This is a genomic window from Rhodococcus sp. DMU2021, assembly GCF_019641445.1.
GTDB classification, from domain to species: Bacteria; Actinomycetota; Actinomycetes; order Mycobacteriales; family Mycobacteriaceae; genus Rhodococcus; species Rhodococcus pyridinivorans.
The window spans coordinates 14,821-32,655 of sequence record NZ_JAIFKB010000008.1 but is presented as its reverse complement, the minus strand read 5'-3'; the positions used below and the strand labels follow the sequence as shown (position 1 = coordinate 32,655).

19 protein-coding genes are annotated in these 17,835 nt (G+C 68.7%); 6 read left to right on the top strand and 13 right to left on the bottom strand.

Going from position 1 to position 17,835, the window contains the following annotated elements:
• The first annotated feature begins 40 nt into the window (after nucleotides 1-40).
• Together K3M35_RS13205 and K3M35_RS13200 are read left to right on the top strand one after the other, a co-directional pair.
• Nucleotides 41-469, top strand: coding sequence for a MarR family winged helix-turn-helix transcriptional regulator (locus tag K3M35_RS13205; RefSeq protein ID WP_033096969.1), 429 nt, complete (start codon nucleotides 41-43; stop codon nucleotides 467-469).
• A gap of 82 nt (nucleotides 470-551) precedes the next feature.
• The gene (locus K3M35_RS13200; protein WP_064060440.1) at nucleotides 552-1,271 is read left to right on the top strand and encodes a 2OG-Fe(II) oxygenase; all 720 of its coding nucleotides are present in this window, start codon (nucleotides 552-554) and stop codon (nucleotides 1,269-1,271) included.
• Nucleotides 1,272-1,307: 36 nt separating this feature from the next.
• Here the strand turns inward: K3M35_RS13200 and K3M35_RS13195 are convergent, their stop codons facing one another.
• Nucleotides 1,308-2,279 (bottom strand): phosphotriesterase, encoded by a 972-nt coding sequence (locus K3M35_RS13195; RefSeq protein ID WP_006551850.1) that lies wholly within the window; start codon nucleotides 2,277-2,279, stop codon nucleotides 1,308-1,310.
• A gap of 44 nt (nucleotides 2,280-2,323) precedes the next feature.
• Entirely contained in the window at nucleotides 2,324-3,154 is an 831-nt protein-coding gene (locus K3M35_RS13190; protein WP_064060431.1) for an SDR family oxidoreductase, read from the bottom strand.
• 120 nt (nucleotides 3,155-3,274) lie between these two features.
• On the opposite strand from K3M35_RS13190, the gene K3M35_RS13185 reads away from it, so the two are divergent.
• From K3M35_RS13185 to K3M35_RS13175, 3 genes are all read left to right on the top strand, one after another.
• On the top strand, nucleotides 3,275-3,937 hold the full coding sequence (locus K3M35_RS13185; protein ID WP_024102984.1) for an alpha-ketoglutarate-dependent dioxygenase AlkB: 663 nt from the start codon (nucleotides 3,275-3,277) through the stop codon (nucleotides 3,935-3,937).
• A gap of 149 nt (nucleotides 3,938-4,086) precedes the next feature.
• Nucleotides 4,087-4,836: a cutinase family protein gene (locus K3M35_RS13180; RefSeq protein ID WP_052227314.1), complete on the top strand. Its 750-nt coding sequence runs from the start codon at nucleotides 4,087-4,089 to the stop codon at nucleotides 4,834-4,836.
• Between the two features lie 58 nt (nucleotides 4,837-4,894).
• A complete protein-coding gene (locus K3M35_RS13175; protein ID WP_006551854.1) occupies nucleotides 4,895-5,374 on the top strand; it encodes a MarR family winged helix-turn-helix transcriptional regulator in 480 nt (159 codons plus the stop codon).
• A 56-nt stretch (nucleotides 5,375-5,430) separates the two neighbouring features.
• Here K3M35_RS13175 and K3M35_RS13170 read toward each other — a convergent pair whose 3' ends face one another.
• The 9 genes from K3M35_RS13170 to K3M35_RS13130 all read right to left on the bottom strand — a co-directional run bounded on the left by K3M35_RS13170 (nucleotide 5,431) and on the right by K3M35_RS13130 (nucleotide 12,958).
• A complete protein-coding gene (locus K3M35_RS13170) occupies nucleotides 5,431-5,652 on the bottom strand; it encodes a type II toxin-antitoxin system RelE/ParE family toxin (protein WP_372477525.1) in 222 nt (73 codons plus the stop codon).
• 53 nt (nucleotides 5,653-5,705) lie between these two features.
• Complete coding sequence (locus tag K3M35_RS13165; protein ID WP_006551856.1) at nucleotides 5,706-5,996, bottom strand: type II toxin-antitoxin system Phd/YefM family antitoxin; 291 nt, start codon at nucleotides 5,994-5,996, stop codon at nucleotides 5,706-5,708.
• A 213-nt stretch (nucleotides 5,997-6,209) separates the two neighbouring features.
• Nucleotides 6,210-7,028: a family 1 encapsulin nanocompartment shell protein gene (locus tag K3M35_RS13160; RefSeq protein ID WP_006551857.1), complete on the bottom strand. Its 819-nt coding sequence runs from the start codon at nucleotides 7,026-7,028 to the stop codon at nucleotides 6,210-6,212.
• Nucleotides 7,025-8,053: a Dyp-type peroxidase gene (locus tag K3M35_RS13155; protein ID WP_220666524.1), complete on the bottom strand. Its 1,029-nt coding sequence runs from the start codon at nucleotides 8,051-8,053 to the stop codon at nucleotides 7,025-7,027. The genes K3M35_RS13160 and K3M35_RS13155 overlap by 4 nt, the downstream gene beginning before the upstream one ends.
• Before the next feature lie 76 nt (nucleotides 8,054-8,129).
• Entirely contained in the window at nucleotides 8,130-9,731 is a 1,602-nt protein-coding gene (locus K3M35_RS13150; protein ID WP_024102976.1) for an L-lactate permease, read from the bottom strand.
• A 4-nt stretch (nucleotides 9,732-9,735) separates the two neighbouring features.
• Nucleotides 9,736-10,164 carry an HIT family protein gene (locus tag K3M35_RS13145; RefSeq protein ID WP_094979479.1) on the bottom strand — a complete coding sequence of 143 codons (429 nt, stop codon included), beginning with the start codon at nucleotides 10,162-10,164 and terminating at the stop codon, nucleotides 9,736-9,738.
• Nucleotides 10,161-10,763 (bottom strand): TetR/AcrR family transcriptional regulator, encoded by a 603-nt coding sequence (locus tag K3M35_RS13140; protein WP_019290064.1) that lies wholly within the window; start codon nucleotides 10,761-10,763, stop codon nucleotides 10,161-10,163. The genes K3M35_RS13145 and K3M35_RS13140 overlap by 4 nt, the downstream gene beginning before the upstream one ends.
• A gap of 114 nt (nucleotides 10,764-10,877) precedes the next feature.
• Nucleotides 10,878-12,299: an adenylosuccinate lyase gene (gene purB, locus K3M35_RS13135; RefSeq protein WP_006551863.1), complete on the bottom strand. Its 1,422-nt coding sequence runs from the start codon at nucleotides 12,297-12,299 to the stop codon at nucleotides 10,878-10,880.
• Between the two features lie 44 nt (nucleotides 12,300-12,343).
• Nucleotides 12,344-12,958, bottom strand: coding sequence for a TetR/AcrR family transcriptional regulator (locus tag K3M35_RS13130; protein ID WP_006551864.1), 615 nt, complete (start codon nucleotides 12,956-12,958; stop codon nucleotides 12,344-12,346).
• A gap of 145 nt (nucleotides 12,959-13,103) precedes the next feature.
• On the opposite strand from K3M35_RS13130, the gene K3M35_RS13125 reads away from it, so the two are divergent.
• Complete coding sequence (locus K3M35_RS13125) at nucleotides 13,104-14,747, top strand: GMC oxidoreductase (RefSeq protein WP_006551865.1); 1,644 nt, start codon at nucleotides 13,104-13,106, stop codon at nucleotides 14,745-14,747.
• A gap of 27 nt (nucleotides 14,748-14,774) precedes the next feature.
• Here K3M35_RS13125 and K3M35_RS13120 read toward each other — a convergent pair whose 3' ends face one another.
• Both K3M35_RS13120 and K3M35_RS13115 read right to left on the bottom strand, forming a co-directional pair.
• Complete coding sequence (locus K3M35_RS13120; protein ID WP_220666523.1) at nucleotides 14,775-15,974, bottom strand: pyridoxal phosphate-dependent aminotransferase; 1,200 nt, start codon at nucleotides 15,972-15,974, stop codon at nucleotides 14,775-14,777.
• A gap of 32 nt (nucleotides 15,975-16,006) precedes the next feature.
• The gene (locus tag K3M35_RS13115) at nucleotides 16,007-17,818 is read right to left on the bottom strand and encodes a CocE/NonD family hydrolase (protein WP_259443992.1); all 1,812 of its coding nucleotides are present in this window, start codon (nucleotides 17,816-17,818) and stop codon (nucleotides 16,007-16,009) included.
• Between the last annotated feature and the right edge of the window lie 17 nt (nucleotides 17,819-17,835).

Sequence of the window (17,835 nt, the reverse complement as noted above, 5' to 3'; positions counted from 1 at the left end):
TCATTGAGTGTTAACCGTCAAGTGAGGTACTGTGACCACCATGCCGGATTCACCCGTCGCACTGCGCGATCTCCTCCTCACCACCACGCGTACGCTGCGCCGACGCTGGCACGACCTCCTCCAGCCGTGGGGATTGTCACCCCACGAGTACCGGGCGCTCGACGTCATCGGACGCGCCGACGACCCCATCCGCCTCGGCGTCGTGGCCAAGGAACTGCGCATCGTCCCCCGCTCGGCCACCGAGGTCGTCGATCGCCTGGAGTCGCGGGGTCTCACCGAGCGACTCCCCGATCCCGCCGACCGACGCGCGGTCTGCGTGCGGCTGACCGACGAGGGCCGCAGGATCCGGGCCGAGCTGGCCTCGGCCCGCGATGCCGACGCCGTCGAGATGTTCGACCGGCTCGACGCCGAGGAACGCGCACGACTGTCCGATCTGCTGCACAAACTCGTCGACGACCGGCCGCGCTGATCCCTTCCGGTTCCGGGTACTCACATTCCCGACGGCAGCGACGTCTTCCCTACGAGTGTCCGTGCCGATCGAGGAGAGCCCTGTGAAGACCATCGACAGTCTGCAGTCGCGCGTCGACGCACTGAACCTGCCCGAGCTGACGAGCGAGCTCGACGAGAACGGCTGCGCCCTCACCGGGCCGCTGTTGAGCGACGACGAATGCACCGAACTCGCGGCCCTGTGGGACGACGACGCCCGCTTCCGCACCACGGTCGACATGAGCCGCTACGGGTACGGGCACGGCACCTACAAGTACTTCGGCTCACCCGTCCCCGACGCCGTCGCACACCTGCGCTCGGCGTTCTACCGGCAGCTGCTCCCCGTCGCGCGCTCGTGGGCCGAACGCCTCGGCGATCCGGCACCCTGGCCCGACGACTTCGACGACTGGCTCGACATGTGCCACGCGGCCGGCCAGACCGACCCCACCCCGCTGATGCTGCGCTACGCCACCGGCGACTGGAACGCCCTGCATCGCGATCTCTACGGCGACCTCGTGTTCCCACTGCAGGTCGTGATCGGGCTCGACCGGGCGGGCGTCGACTACACCGGCGGCGAGTTCCTGTTGGTCGAACAACGGCCCCGCGCGCAGTCGCGGGGCACCGTCACCGTGCTCGAGCAAGGCCACGCGCTGATCTTCACCACCCGCGACCGACCGATCCGGTCGGCGCGCGGATGGTCGCGGGCGCCGGTCCGGCACGGCGTGAGCACCGTCCGATCGGGCCTGCGTCGCACGCTCGGCCTGGTACTGCACGACGCCGCCTGAGCGTCCTCGGTGCTACCCGACGCGGCCTACGCCGCTTCAGCGTTCGAAGATCCGCCTCGGATTGTCCACGAGCATCGTGGTGATCTGCTCGTCGGTCACGCCCCGTTCGCGCAGGGCCGGCAGCACCTCGTCGCTGATGTGGTTGTAGTTCCAGTTGGGCACGGCGGTCTGCTTCACGTCGTGCGGGAACCAGTCGATGAAGCACGACGCATCGTGCGAGAGCACCATGCGCTCGGTGTAACCGGCCTCCACGAGCGCGACCACCGTGTCGACGCGCTGCTCGAACGGCAACAGCAGATCGAGGCCGAAGCGGTCCATCCCGAGAATCGAACCGGCGTCGGCAATGCGACGCAGGTAGTCCAGATCGGTCGAATCACCGCTGTGCCCGATCACCACCTTGGTGAGGTCGACACCTTCCTCCGCGAGCACCCGCTGCGCCACCTGCCCCGACCCGGTATGCGGATTGGTGTGCACCGTGATCGGCACACCGGTCTCGACGTGCGCCTGCCCCACCGCTCGCATCACGCGCTCGACGCCCGGCGTGAGTCCCGGAATCTCGATGGCGCACTTGAGCATTCCTGCACGCACCCCCGTGCCGGCGATGCCCTCGCGGATGTCTTTCACGAACAGTTCGGTGAGCGGCTCCGGTCCGTCCACCAGCAACCCCGGCCCGACGTTGTGGAACTGGAACGGCAGGTCGTTGTAGGTGTACAGGCCCGTCGCGACGACGATGGAGATGTCCACCCGTTCGGCGACGCGCTGGATACGCGGAATGTACCGGCCGAGACCGACCACCGTGGGATCGACGATCGTGTCGATGCCGCGCTCCGACAACGCCTTCAACTTCGCGACCGCGTCGTCGACGCGTTCGTCCTCGTCCCACGGGCTCGGGTAGTCGGGAAAGTTGGTGCGGATCTCCTCGCCGAGTACGAAGACGTGCTCGTGCATGAGGACTCTGCCCAGACGGCCCGTGTCGAGAGGACCGCGAACGGTGTCGACGGATGTCATGACCGGTGACGCTAGGACACCAACGTGGGCAGGGGCAATCGATTTCACGAATCGGTGGGAGTCGACTCCTCGAGGGCCTGACGGTAGCGACGCATGCCGCGCAGCCACCGGTCGTAGTCGGCGCCCTTGTTCCGGTACATCTCGAGGACCTCCGGGTGCGGAAGGATCAGGAAGTGCTCCTCCTCCATTGCCGCGAACACCGTCTCCGCGACGTCGACGGGTTCGAGCACCGCACCGGCGGTCGTGACGGCCCGGGTGGCGAGTTCACCGAGTGCGTGCCCGGATGCGTCCCCCGAGTACAGCAGAGGTGTGTTGACGCCCATCGGGCACAGGCAGCTCACCCTCACACCCTTGTCGCCGTAGGTCACCGACAGCCACTCGGCGAAACCGACGGCCGCGTGCTTGGTGACCGAGTAGGTGGCCGAGCCGATCTGTGTGAGCAGGCCGGCCGCCGACGCCGTGCCCACGAAATAGCCCTCGCCACGTTCGACCCATCGGGGTACCAGCAGTCGCGCCGCACGGATGTGTGCGCGCAGGTTGACGTCGAAGGACTGCTCCCAGACCGAGTCCTCGATCTCCAGGCCGGGCACACCGGTGACACCCGCGTTGGCGAAGTACAGGTCCACGGGACCGAACTCCGCTTCGGCGCGCTCGACGAGGCCGCGGATGTGTTCGTCGTCGGAGACGTCCGCCGCCACCGCGACGGCGCTCCCCGGCGTCTCCTCCTCGAGCGTCGCGACGACGCGCTGCGCCGCGTGTTCGTCGAGGTCGGCGACCACCACTCGTGCACCTCGCTCGACGAGGCCGGCAGCGATGGCGCCGCCGATTCCGCCGCCCCCGCCTGTCACGACGGCCACTCTGCCTTCGACCTTCATCGCTGATACCTCCCCGTCGAATCGCAGTGCCGTCCCGTGCGGCACAGTTGGTACTGAACCTGTCTACACGTATCACCGGCTGTAGGTACCGCTCACACGCACGGAGGTCGAGCACCCGGGATGGACGAATTGTTCTCCGTCTCCCGTCCGCGACGCGAGATCGCGCCGGGCGCCGTGCATGTGCCCGACTGGCTCGACCCGGGCGAACAGCGCGAGCTCGTCGAGCTGTGTCGTGATTGGGCGCGCCCGCCGGCGCCGATGCGGCACACCCTGCTTCCGGGTGGCGGACGGATGTCGGTGAGCACGGTGTGCCTCGGATGGCACTGGTCGCCGTACCGCTACACCCGCACCGCGGTCGATGTCGACGACGCTCCCGTTCCGCCGCTTCCCGACCGGCTCGTCGAACTCGGGCGGCGTGCCGTCGCCGATGCCTACGACGATCCGGCGGCCGGGGGCGGGTACGAGCCCGATACCGCTCTGATCAATTTCTACGACCGCGACGCGCGGATGGGGATGCATCAGGACAAGGACGAGCGGGTGAGCGCGCCGATCGTGTCGCTCAGTCTCGGGGATGCCTGCTTGTTCCGGTTCGGCAACACCGAGTCGCGCGGCCGGCCGTACACCGACGTGCGTCTCGAGTCCGGCGATCTGTTCGTCTTCGGCGGTCCGTCGCGGTTCGCCTATCACGGGGTGCCGGTCGTGTATCCGGACACCGGCAGTTCCCGCTGCGGACTCACCGCGGGGCGCCTCAACATCACCCTGCGGAGTACCGGACTTGCTTGATCGAACCGCTCGAAAATTCCGAACGTTCGGTCTGTGACTTTGTAACCAACTACACTCGGAGTAGCGTTTCGCCGGCGAGAAATACGTCAAATCGGACGATATTCTCGTGCGGTAGTCATCGGTGTCGGGGTCGATCACAGGAGACTGCCATGCCCGACTTCGCTTGTCGTCGTGTCCTGGCGATCATCGCAGGACTCGCCCTCGGCCTGACCGGACCCGTCGTCGCCGCCGCCACTGACGGCACCGCGCCCACCGCCGGCGCGGAGACCTTCCGTCCGTGCCCGGAGCGGTTCGTCATCGCGGTCGACGGAACCCGCAACATCGACACCCCGGATTCGATCGATCCCGATTCACCCCTCGCGAAGATCTCGGCGCGGTACGCGGCACCCGGCACGGTGGTCGAGCACATCCGCTATCCCGCCGTCGTGGTTCCGGTGCCGGAGTCCGGGTCGAGCGAGGGATCGGGGCGACTCGCGTACGACGAGTCCAAGAGGATCGGGCATCAGCGCCTGCGCGAGACGATCACCGTCCGGCACGGTTCGTGCCCCGACAGCGAGCTCGTCGTCCTCGGTTACTCGCAGGGCGCGTCGATCGCCGGCGACGTCCTCGCCGAGATCGCGGCCGACGGTTCGGTGCCGCCGGAGCGGATCAGCGGTGTGCTGTACTCCGACCCGCGTGACACCCGGGGAGTCGAAACGCTGTTCCCGGGCGAGGTCGTCCCGGGCATCACGCTCGGTGGCGGTCGCGACGACTTCGGCACGATCGCCGTCGAACGGATCTGCATCGAGGGCGACGCGGTCTGCGACGGCGTGACACCGGAGGAGAGCGAAGGGTGGTTGGGCGAGAACGTCACCGGCTACCTGAGGCTGCACACGACCTATCCCGACTACGACCCGTGAGGATCGTCGCACCCGGGAGAACCCGGGCCGGGATATACCGGTTCGGTATCGTCGGTTCATGAGCGTCGAGTCCCCGGCCACCCACCTCCCTGCTTCCGGTGATGATCCTCTCGCGCTGGAGCGGCAGGTGTGTTTCGCTCTCGCCGTGGCGAACCGCGCCGTGCTCGCGGTCTATCGACCGATCCTCGACAGGCTGGGACTGACCCACCCGCAGTACCTGGTGATGCTCGCCCTGTGGGAACGCTCGCCGCTGACGAGCAAGGAAGTGGGGCAGTTACTCCAGCTCGACTCGCCCACGCTGTCTCCCCTGCTCAAGCGACTCGAGGCGCTGGGCCTGATCACCCGCGCGCGCAGCGCGGCCGACGAACGGCAACTCGTCCTCGAGCTCACCGACGCCGGCCGGGCGCTGCGTGCCGAGGCCGAGTCGGTGCCGGGACAGGTCGTCGATGCCCTCGGTGTCGGGCTCGACGAACTCCAGGACCTGCACGCCGCGCTCGTGCGCGTCAACGCGGCGGCGTTGAAGGCCGGAGCACTCTGACAGCTCGGTAGCTGCCGCAACCCCGACGGCTCGCGGCAGCACTGTCCGACCGTCTTCTATCGATACGCATCGGCACGGTGCGAAATCGCGGTGACCTCGACCGTGCGGTTCGCATCATCGATCAGATACAGGACGCGATATTCACCTCGCCGGGCGCTGTACGCCGGCGCAAGAGGCGGATTCAACGGCTTCCCCACCCGCTTCGAATTCTCGAGAAGGGGTCCTGTGACGAACTCGTATACCGCAGTTGCTACCTTCTCCGGCAACGACCTCGCCATGGCGCGTGCAGCCGACCTCGCCATCACCAGCCGATACGGGTGGTCCGGAGTGCTCATTCCTCGGACGACCGAGCATCACGCATCAGCTGCGTCAATTCCTGTACATCGACGACGTCTCCCGACTCGACCTCCGTTCGGCCCTCGACGTGCGCCCGCAGCAGATCCGTATCCGACAACACCGCGATCGTCTCCTGCATCGCGTCGTAATCGTCGGCACCGAGAAGCACCGCGGCGCGGTGCCCGTTGCGGGTGATCTCGAATCGCTCGTGTGTGCGCTCGGCCTCATCGACCAGTCGTGACAATTGCGCCCGCGCGTCGGCAACAGGAAGAGTCGTCATGTACATAATTTTAGCGAATTACTATGAGAAGTCTCAGGTCATTCCGTTCGCGCCGGTTCCGACACCGGCTTTCGACGGGAGGCCACGAACGCCAGGACGAGGCCGAAGGTCGCCCAGCACAGCAGGACGATCTTAGGTAAACCCGCGCCGGCGCCGTCGTGATCCGGCCGGACGGTCGGTGACCCGGGGCGCCGCACGCGCGGACGCCCCGGGACCGGCTCAGTGCGGGAGTTCGAGCGTCGTCGGCACCAGCGGAACCGAGGCCTCGCCGGTGTAGACGAGGAAGGTGAACGACTCCTGGAAGTACAGGTTCACCGTCTCTGCGTCGTGCGAGAGGTAGCCGATCGACAGATCCTGGCCGACCTGCAGGTCGTAGTCGCCGCCGCGCGTGGTCAGCACGAACGCGCCGTCGATCGCCGGGGCCCAGATGAGGTCGCCGTCGATGAGGCGGCGCAGTTGTTCGCGGATCGGGTAGCCGTGATCGGACGTCTCGCTGACCTTGGTGTACTCGTCGGCGCCGAGCAGGATCGAGTACGGGCCACCCACACCCGCCAGTCGCAGCTGCGACAGCGCCTGGCTGATGATCTCCGGGAAGTCGCGGGGATCCTCGGGCAGCTGCAGGGACGGGTTCGACGACGACGCCCGGATGCCCTCGATACCCGCGGCCGCGTAGCCTTCGAAGATCGCGCGGTCCTCGGCGAAGGCGATCTGGCGGGCCGCTTCCTTGACGGGGTCGAGGTCGATGTCGCGGGAACCGCGCTCGACGCTGTCGATCTCCTCGCGCGACAGCGTGAACGGCACTCGCAGTTCGACGACCGGCGCGACGCGGTGCTGACGCGCCCGCACTCCGGCGGCCGGGGGTTCGATCTCGCGGGTGCGGCCGAGACCCACCGCCGCGAAGTCGGTGCCGTGCGGTCCGGAGAAGTCGACGACGGTGCGCCCGGCGACGTGTCGCTTGAAGGTGCGTGCGGCCTCCTCCTCGATCTCGGTCCATGCTGCCTCGGAAATCGGGGCGAGGTCGCGATACAGATTGTTCACAGGGTCGAACTCCTTCGCAGAGCGCCAACTCCGAGTGATCCGTCGGCAGGCCGGCCGGCGGTCGAGGCACTCGGATCTTCGTGGGAGGGAACTTCCGCCGGTGACGGCGGAAGATCTTCGAGGAACTCCAGCGAGGGGCAGAAGAACAGCGATCCCGTCACCGCGGTGGAGAAGTCCAGGATGCGGTCGGTGTTGCCGGGCGGGCTGCCCAGGAACATGTTGCGCAGCATCTGCTCGGTCACCTCCGGGGTGGCCGAGTAACCGATGAAGTAGGTGCCGAACTCGTCGGCGCCGAAGCTGCCGAACGGCATGTTCGCGCGCACGATCTGCTGCTCGACCCCGTTCTCGTCGACGATCACGTTCAGTGCGACATGCGAATTCGCGGGTTTGGTCTCGTCGTCGAGCTCGATGTCGTCGAGCTTGGTCCGGCCGATCGCCCGCTCCTGCTCCTCGACGGTCAACGAGTTCCACGACGCGAGGTCGTGCAGGTATTTCTGGACGACGACGTAGCTACCGCCGGCGAAGTCCGGATCCTCGTCGGAGACCAGGGCCGCCTCGACGGCCTCGTCGTCCTCGGGGTTCTCGGTTCCGTCGACGAAGCCGAGCAGGTCGCGGCGTTCGAAATAGCGGAAGCCGTGCGTCTCGTCGACGACCCGAGCCGCACCGCGCAGCCTATCGTTGATCTTCGCGGCGAGTTCGAAGCACAGGTCCATCGTCGACGCGCGGAGGTGGAACAACAGGTCGCCGGGGGTCGAGGGGGCCTGGTGCCGACCGCCGTCGAGCGGGACGAACGGATGCAGTCCGGCGGGCCGGGGGCCGTCGAACAGCCGGTCCCACATATCCGAGCCGATGCCGGTGACGACCGACAGGCCGCCCTCCGGGATGCGGAAACCGACCGAGCGGCGCAGGCCCGAGAGATCTTCGAGCAGATCCCGCACGGTGTCCTCTGCGCCCTCGTCGACGGTGACGACGAGGAAGATCGCCGCTTCGGTGAGCGGGGTCAGTATCGGTTGTGCACGAACCACTCCGACAACGCTAGTGCACCCCGCACGAAACAGGCGTTCGCGGCACGCCGACGTTCGTCACTGCACAACTGCAGCGTCAAGGCACCATCCAGCCCAGCACCGAGGTGGACTGCAGCCACACGAGGACGGCGAGCACCGCGAGACCGGCGATGCTCAGCGGCCAGATCCGGCGCATGAGCAGCCCGTCCTTGCCGGACAGTCCCTTCACCGACGACACCAGCGCGAGGTTCTGCAGTGCGATCGGGGTGCCGGTGGTGCCGCCGGCCATGTTCCCGGCGACCAGCACGGTCGGGTCGAGTCCCGACTGCTGGGCCGCGGCGACCTGCAGGCTGCCGAACATCGCGTTGGAGGCGGTGTTCGAGCCGGTGACCACGACGCCGAGCCAGCCGAGCACCGGCGACAACAGCGCGAACGCCACGCCCGCACCGGCGAGAAAACCGCCGATCGTGGCGGTCTGCCCGGACAGGTTCATCACGTACGCGAGGGCGAGGACCGCCGTCACCGTCGCGAACGACCACCGCAACTGCACGACCGCCGCGACGAAGCATCGCACCGCGTCGGCCACCGCGACCTTCAGCACCGGTATCGACAGCAGCGCGGCGACGAAGACGAGGCTGCCCGGGGCAGTGAGCAGATCGATGGTGAAGGTCTCCGCGGTGGGAACGTCCCCGTCGGCCGTAGTCACGTCCACACCCGGCCAGGGGAACGACAGGCTCGCGTTCGACAACAGCGACGCCACCGGACCGAACCGGCTGACGAGGAAGACGACCACGATCAGGGCGTAGGGGGCGAACGCCTCGACGACGCGTCGACGCGAGTCGTGGATCCGGTCGGATGCGGCCCGGCGGGCCTCCCGATGCATGGGATGCACCTTCACCGCGACCAGCAGCACGAGCAGACCGGCCACGGCACCGGCGATGTTGCTCAGCCCCACGGTGAGATAGCTCGCGCACACGAACTGGGCGGCGCCGAAGGCAAGTCCGACGACGAGCGCGACCGGCCACGTCTCGCGAACTCCGCGCCATCCGCCGACCACCGCGACCAGCACGAGCGGGACGAACACCGCGAGCAGGCAGACCTGACGCGCGACGACCGGTCCGATCTCGTCGATCGGGATCTCCGAGACGCGCGACATCGTCAGGATCGGTGTGCCCATGACGCCGAGCGGGGTGACGACCGAGTTGGCGAGCAGCGACGCCGCGGCCGCACGCACCGGCGGCAGACCGGCACCGATGAGCACGACGGTCGCGACGACGATGGGGGTGCCGAAACCGGCGACCGCCTCGAGCAGCGCGCCGAACAGGAAGGCGATGACGATGGTGAGGATCCGCGGATCCGGGGATATTCGCCCGAAGGCGCGGGTGAGGACGTCGAAGTGCCCGGATTCGACGGTGAGCCGGTACACCCAGACGGCGTTGACCACCGTCCACATGATCGGGAAGAGACCGAAGACCGCACCTTCGACACCGGCACTGAGCGCGGACCCGACCGGCATGCCGTAGACGGCGGTGCCCACGATCAGGGCCACGACCACCGCGATTCCCGCGGCCGAATGCGACCGCAGTCGGAAGACGGCGAGCAGGACGAGCATGGTCAGCAGCGGGAGTACCGCCACCAGTGCCGACCACGCGAGCGACCCGCCGACCGGCGCGATCGGCTGAACGTATGCACCTGTCACTGCATCACGACCGGTGTGTCTGCACGGCGGTGCGGATGGTGGCGGCCGTGCCGTCGAGCACGGTCCGGTTCGGTGTCCGCCAATCGGCTCGGATCCCGAAGCCGTCCCCGGCGCTGCGCGGCACGAGGTGCAGGTGCACGTGGAAGACCTCCTGGCCGGCGGCGACGCCGTCGGCGAGGAACATGTTCACGCCCTCGATCGGGAGGTCGGACGCGCGCATCGCCGTGGCGATCCGTTGCCCGGCGGTGAACACCTTCGCTCCGTCGTCGGGATCGAGTTGTGCCAGTCCGGAGGCGTGCCGCTTCGGAATCACGAGCAGATGCCCGGGAGTGAACGGGCGGATGTCCATGAACGCGAGCACGTCGGGTTCGTCGAGCACGACGCTGGCCGGCGACTGCCCGGCCACGATGGCGCAGAAGATGCAGTCCGTCACTGTGGCGTGGACTCCTCCGCACGTGCGGGTCCGCGGGCGGTTTCGAGCAGGCGTAGCAGTTCGCCCTGCACCGTAGGACGGTCGCGCACCGGGTCGTCGCTGTGCGCGAGACACAGCATCGCTTCCTCGACGGCCGCGACGAGCAGGTGCGCGAGCACCGACGTCCGCGTGGGCGACGCCTCGTAGGTCTCGGGATCGAGGGTGACGAGCATGCGCTCGATGGCCTTCAGCGAGGAGTGCCGGTGGGTCTCGCGGACCTCGGCCCAGCCGAGGACCGCGGGGGCTTCGATGAGCAGCAGCCGGCGGGTCGCGGGGTCGTAGACCGCGTCGAGCGAGGCGAGCACGGCCTGGGTGAAGCCCCCCCAGGCGTCCTCGACCGGTTCGGCCGGGACCAGGGAGCTCTCCGCTTCCGACTGGAGTCGTTCGATGACACCGCGGAACAGATCCCGCTTGTCGGCGAAGTGGTGGTAGAGCGCACCGCGCGTCACCCCCGCCACCGAGACGATCTCCTCCGTGGCCGCCGCCGCGTATCCGTCGCGCAGGAACACCTCGCGCGCTGCATCGAGCAGCGCGGTGCGTGTTCGCGCTGCGTCACGCAACCGACCCGTATTTCCCGGTTTCACCGACACTTCGTTCTCTCCTGCTGATACCGCCACCCCCATCGGACACTCCCCCCGGCAGTCGGTTCCCGTGATTCCTGTCGAATCGGCTTCCTACAGAATCGGCGCCGGCGTGTACTTCGCTGCTTCCGGATACTGCGTCACGAGGTCCTGCACCGCCGCGACGACCGCTTCGACCTGCGCGACCGCAGCTCCGGCGAAGACCTCCCGGTCGGCCAGTGCCGCGTCGAGCGCGGCGCGGTCGAGCGGCAGCCGGTCGTCGGCGGCGAGACGGTCGAGCAGATCGGGTTCGCGACCCTCCTCGCGCATCGCGAGTGCGACGGAGACCGCATGCTCCTTGATGACCTCGTGTGCGGTCTCGCGACCCACCCCGGCCCGGACCGCGGCCATGAGGACCTTGGTCGTCGCGAGGAACGGCAGATACCGCACGAGTTCCTTCTCGATCACCGCCGGGTAGGCACCGAACTCGGCGAGGACCGTCAGGAAGGTCTCCATCTGGCCGTCGATCGCGAAGAAGGCGTCGGGAAGGGCCACACGGCGGACGACGGAGCAGAAGACGTCGCCCTCGTTCCACTGCGCGCCGGCGAGCTCGGCGGCCATGGAGGCATAGCCGCGCAGGACGACCTGCAGGCCGTCGACGCGCTCGCACGAGCGGGTGTTCATCTTGTGCGGCATCGCGGACGACCCCACCTGGCCGGGCTGGAAGCCCTCGGTGACGAGTTCGTGGCCGGCCATGAGCCGGATGGTGTGGGCGAACGACGCGGGACCGGCGCCGACCTGCACGAGCGCGGAGAGCACGTCGTGGTCGAGCGAACGCGGATAGACCTGGCCGACGCTCGTGAAGACGTTCGCGAAGCCGAGATGCTGCGCGACCTTCTGCTCGAGCTGCGCGAGCTTGGCGGAATCACCGCCGAGCAGGTCGAGCATGTCCTGTGCGGTGCCCATCGGGCCCTTGATCCCGCGCAGGGGGTAGCGGGCCATCAGTTCCCGGACGCGCTGCAGCGCGATGAGCAGTTCGTCGGCGGCCGACGCGAAACGCTTGCCGAGGGTGGTGGCCTGCGCCGCGACGTTGTGCGAGCGACCGGCCATGACGAGCGAGGCGTACTCGGTGGCGCGCTCGGCGAGGCGTGCGGCCACGGCGACACCGTGGGAGTGGACGTGCTCGAGCGACCGCAGGATCTGCAGTTGCTCGACGTTCTCGGTGAGGTCGCGGCTGGTCATGCCCTTGTGGACGTGCTCGTGACCGGCGAGGGCGTTGAACTCCTCGATGCGGGCCTTGACGTCGTGGCGGGTGACGCGCTCGCGCTGGGCGATGGACTCGAGGTCGACCTGCTCGATCACGCGTTCGTAGTCGGCGATCGCCTCGGCGGGAACGTCGATCCCGAGTTCGGCCTGCGCCCGCAGCACCGCGAGCCACAGCTGCCGCTCGAGCACGATCTTGTACTCGGGCGACCACAGGTCCCGGAGTTCGGGGCTGGCGTAGCGGGTGGCGAGGACGTTGGGGATGTGGCTCACACAAGTGAGTTTACGGTCCGGGTCTGCTCCCGTATGCCCCGACCTCAATCCTCGACCGGGGGCGCGACGGTCTCGACGACGTCGAGCAGGATGCCGCGCGCGAGCGAGCGCGGGTCGGGATCGAGCTCGCCCAGTCCGCCGAGGACCGCGCCGTCCACGACCGCCACGAGCCGACGCACCTCGCGGGGCCGCACCGATCGGCAGCAGCGTTCGAGCAGGTCGGTGAGCAGGTGGTCGATCTGCTCGCGCATGCGGACCTGCACGTCACGCAGTTCCGGATAGCGGGCTGTCGCGACGCACCGCTCGTACCGGGAGATCAGGCGTTCGCGGTCGATGCCGCCGTCGCAGTCCCGCGGTCCGATGAGCAGTTCGACGATGAGATCGGCCGTGCCCTCGAGACTGCGCGGGAGCGGCTCGATGTCGCGGACGCGCTCCCGCATCGCGTCGAGTTCCCGCTCGCTGTTGTAGTCGACCGCGCATGCGACGAGGTCGTCGAGCGATTCGAAGTAATAGGTGGTCGATGCGAGCGGCAGGCCCGCGCGGGTGGCGACGGCCCGGTGGCGGACGGCGTCGATCCCCCCTTCGAGGATGAGGTCGGCCGCTGCCTCGACCAGCGCCTGACGGCGCCGTTCGCCCTTCGGGGTCGCAGCAATCGACACCTTCTCATGGTGACAGTCCCGACCGTCTCACCAGGGGAAAACGGAAGTGGAGACCAACCGGTACCATTGCGCCCGCCCGCGCGTGTCGAGTCCTCGGCGGGCGCAGCCCCGCGAGTAGATCATCGAACGATCGGAGCCGTACCGGATGAGACGTCGACGCTTTCTGCAGGCATCGCTTCTCGGGGCCGCCCTGGCGGGTGCCGGCGCCGCGGCCCCGGGCATGTCCGGTATCGGCCTCCCGCGTGCGGACGCGCTGCCCGTCGGGGTCGACGAGTACCGCCGTCTCGTGCCCGAACTGTTCGTTCCGCCGCCCGCCCCGCCGGAGCATTCCGAGGTCGTCGTGGTGGGCTCCGGTTTCGGTGCGAGCGTCGCCGCGCTGCGCCTGGCCGAGGCCGGGAACCGGGTCACGATGCTCGAGCGCGGCATGCGCTGGCCCCGCGACCCGCACCGCGAGATCTTCACGACCGACCTGCTCGCCGATGGTCGCGGCTACCACCACCGCACCCATTTCACCGGACCGACGGGCATCCCGGTGGTGTGCGACGACTTCGCCGGTGTCCTCGATGTGGTCGACTACCCGAACATGTCGGTGTGGCGCGGCGCGGCGGTGGGTGGCGGATCGATCGTGTTCACCGGAGTGATGATCGCTCCCGAACGGCACCTCTTCGAGCACGTCTTCGGCGGCCGTCTGTCCTACGACGAGATGACCTCCACCTGGTACCCGAAGGTGCGCTCGATGCTGCGCCTCGACCCGATGCCCGACGACATCTACAACGCCGCCGAGTTCACGCACTCGCGGCGATGGGACGACGACGCGCGCGCCGCCGGTTACAGCCCGCACCGCATCGACGGCATCTGGGATTGGGACGTCGTGCGCGCCGAACTCGCCGGCTCGGTCCGCCGATCGGCCGTCGCGGGCGAGAGCAATCTCGGCAACTCGAACGGCGCGAAGTTCGATCTCACGCAGAACTACATCCCGGCGGCAGAGGCGACCGGGCGCACCCTGGTGTGCCACGGTCACCGGGTGCTTGCGATCGGTCAGAACGGCGACGGCCGCTACCGGCTCGACGTGCAGGCCGTCGACCCGACGGGGGTGGTGCTGCGCACTACCACGATCACGTGCGACCGCCTCGTCCTCGGCGCCGGATCGATCGGCACGACCGAACTGCTCGTCAAGGCGCGGCACACCGGTTCGCTGCCGAACCTCGACGAGCGCGTGGGCCGGGGCTGGGGCACCAACGGCGACGCGGTGCTCGTCCGCTCGTTCGCGCTCACCGAGGGTTTCGGCGGCGACCAGGGCGCGCCGTCGGCGTCGCGGATCGTCGACGAGTCCGGTCTGCCGCTGAGCCTCGAGAATTGGTTCGTCGCGGGCACCGCGAAGGACGTCGGGATGCTCGCCTCCCTCGGCATGACCCTCGACCCCACCCGTGCCGACTTCGCGTACGACCCGGGTGCCGATCGGGCGGTTTTGAACTGGCCGACCGGTGGCGAACGCGAGAGCGTCGACGCCCTGCGGGCCGTGCACAACGCGATGGCGCAGGCCGGTGGCACGATCCCGGGCGCATCGCCGATGGCCGAGGACGTCAACGCGACCTTCACTGCGCATCCACTCGGTGGTGCGGTGCTCGGCGAGGCGACCGACGGTTACGGCCGCGTGCACGGCCATCCCGGTCTCTACGTCGTCGACGGCGCGCTGATCCCGGGCAGCACCGGCACCGCGAACCCGTCGCTGACCATCGCGGCGCTGGCCGAACGGAACATCGCGCGGATCATCGCCGACGGGCGGTGACCCGGCCGCGGCGGTCCGGCACGGCGATCAGGAGACGGGCAGCCAGGCCGCGAGCCGGTCGAGCGCCGCGGTGACGTCGGCAGTCGAACCCGCGAACGACAGCCGCACGGTCTCGTCGCCGCGCACGGTGTCGAAGTCGACGCCCGGTGCGAGCGCGAGCCCGGTGTCGTGGAGCAGCCGCGCGCACCACGCCGTCGAGTTCTCGCCGTCGAGCAGATGGCCGATGTCGGCGTAGACGTAGAAGGCGCCGTCTGCCGGTGCGAGTTTCGTGATGCCGAGATCCGGAAGCCCTTCGAGCAGCAGTTCCCGGTTCACGGCGTAGCGGGAGACGTGCCCGTCGAGTTCGGTGCGGGCCTCGGTCCCGAACGCCTCGACCGCCGCGAACTGCGAGACCGACGGCGGGCACACCGTCATGTTCGACGCGAGTCGCTGCAGAGCCGGACGCATCGTCTCGGGCGCGAGCATCCAGCCGAGCCGCCAACCGGTCATCGAGAAGTACTTCGACACCGAGCCGATCACCACCGAGTCGCGCGAGGTCGCCCACGCCGTCGAGGTCGCCGGTGATCCGGTGCCCTCACCGGTCTCGGACCGGACGGTGCCGAACTCGATGCCGTGGTAGATCTCGTCGGAGATGAGCAGGCTGCCGTGCTCGTCGCACCAGCGCGCGAGCGCCGCGAGCTCGGACGGTTCGATCATCGTGCCGGTCGGGTTGGCGGGGCTGGCGACGACGATTCCCGCAGGCGGAGCGTCGAGTTCCTCGAGCATCGCGACGGTGGGCTGGTAGCGGGTCTGCGGACCGCAGTCGAGTTCGACGACACGACAACCGAGCGCGGCGAGGGTGTTGCGGTAGGCCGGGTAGCCGGGGCGGGCGACGACCACGGTGTCGCCGACGTCGAAGGCCGCGAGGAACACCAGGGTGAAGGCGCCGGACGAGCCGGTGGTGACGACGACGTCGTCCGCGTCGACGTCGATGCCGTACCTGTGGCGGTGGTACGCCGCGATCTCCTCGCGCAGCGGCAGGATGCCGAAGGTCTCCGTGTAACCCAGCAGTTCCGCATCGATCGCCAGGTTGGCGGCCCGGAGCACGGGAGCGGGTGCGGGGGTCGACGGTTGTCCGGCGGCGAGACTCAGAATGTCGCCGTGGCTGCGCTGCCGCTCGGCGGCCGCCTTCCACACATCCATGACATGGAACGTCTCGATACCGGAGCGTTGGGATTCGGGGCGCACGTCGACGACGGTAGTACGCCCCGCGTCGTTCGTCAGAGCCGGACGCGCTGAAGTCGGGTGAGGGCATCCCACGCGATCGGATAGTCCTGACGATCGACGACCTTCACCTGCGTGGCCTCCGCGTCGGTGGCCTCCGCGTCGGTGGCCTCCGCGTCGGTGGCCGCCGCGTCGGGTTCCGGCGTCGGTTGCGGCACGACCGGCAACAGCAGATGCGAGTCGAACTGTCCGCCGGCGTGCACGATGTGGAAGCCCTTGTTGATGGTGCGATCGTGCCCGACGCGTGGGTTCTCGTCGAGGTCGTGGCCGGCGATGACGAGCACGAGGCTCGATCCGGCTTCGAAGAAGGTGCTGTGCGGCATGATCTCGATGTCGACGGGCACGATCTGGTCGGGCAGCAACGGCCAGTACTTCGTCTGGTCGTGGACGGGCCGGTAGGCGGTGGAGGCCTCCGGGTCCAGCGCCCGCCGCGAGACCCGCATCCACCCGTGGGCGACGAATCCCTTCTCGTAGCCGCCGTGGCCTTCGAACCACACGTCGCGGCCGTGCTCGTCGCGCTTGGCGAGCCCGACGAACAGGTCCATGTCGTTGGCGTCCTTCGCCTGCACCCACAAACGCAGCGCCGCGTGCCCGGTGATCTCGGTGTCCTCGTCGAAGGTGTGGGTGAAGACGAGTTCGTCGCCCGCGACGGGGAAGGTGCGGCGGAACTGGCTGCTCTCGCACGGGGTGGTGCTCAGGTCGGCGTTCGCGTGGTCGAGGTGGAATGCGACGTAACGGGTGTCGGGGACCGGCCACTCGGATTCGAAGCGTTCGGAATAGGTGCGCAGGTCGTGGCGGGTCTCGAGACGGATGCGCGGGGTGTCCTCGAAGCCGTTGTCCTCGTCCTTGAGGAAGCGGTCGAAGAATCGTCGCTGGTAGTCGAGGGCCTCGTTGCCGTAGAAGGTCTGCCACATCTTCCGGCCGTGGGTGTAGAGCCACTTGTGCTCCGACGCGATGCGGCGGTAACCCTCGACCGACCCGCGGGCGCGTGGGCCCTGATCGGACCACGAGACGCCGACGAGCGCGGGCACGGTGACGTCCTCGAGCCGGGGCGGCGGGGCGAGGTGACGGAAGAAGTCGGGGAAACGGCGCCGCAACCACGGGGTGAACCGCCGGAGGGAGGCGGCGCCGCAGCGGGCCCCGGTGTTCGTCGCGCTGTACCAGAACTCGCTGTAGCGGGTCTCGGGGATGCCGCCCTGGGTGAGGATGTCGCGGCAGGGATCGCTCACACCTTCCCAGGGTGCGATGGCCGCGAGACAGGGCGGGTTGAGCGCGGCGGTGTACCACTGCAGTGTGGCGAGATAGTCGGCGCCGGCGAGGCCGACGCGGCCGTTGCTCCACTCCTGACCACCGGCCCATTCCACGACGGACGCGCAGTCGAGCGCGGCCCGGCCGAGCAGCAGGCGGGGACGGCCGCCGCTAGCGTGATGACCGCGCATGTCCGCGACGACGAGGACGTAGCCGCGAGGAACCCAGTAGGCGGGGTCCGGTGCTTCGAAGGAGGTGCAGTCACTGATCTCGAGATCGCCGATGTGGTTGCCGGATTCGGCGAGGTCGTCGAAGTCGACGGGATACCGGTCGACGCCGGCGTCCTTGCCGTAGGGGGTGACGGCGACCAGCACGGGGCAGCGGTCGTGCTCACCGGAGTCGGCAGGACGGTAGACGTCGGCTCTCAGTACGGTGCCGTCGCCCGTGCGGATGGGCACGTCGCGCTCGACGAGGACGTCGTCCGGCAACCCGTGGACGACGACGTGGTGGTGCCGTAGCGGTGTCGGGTCCGGCGTCGGCGTTCGTCTTCGAGAAACCATGCAGTCACCCCTGGCGG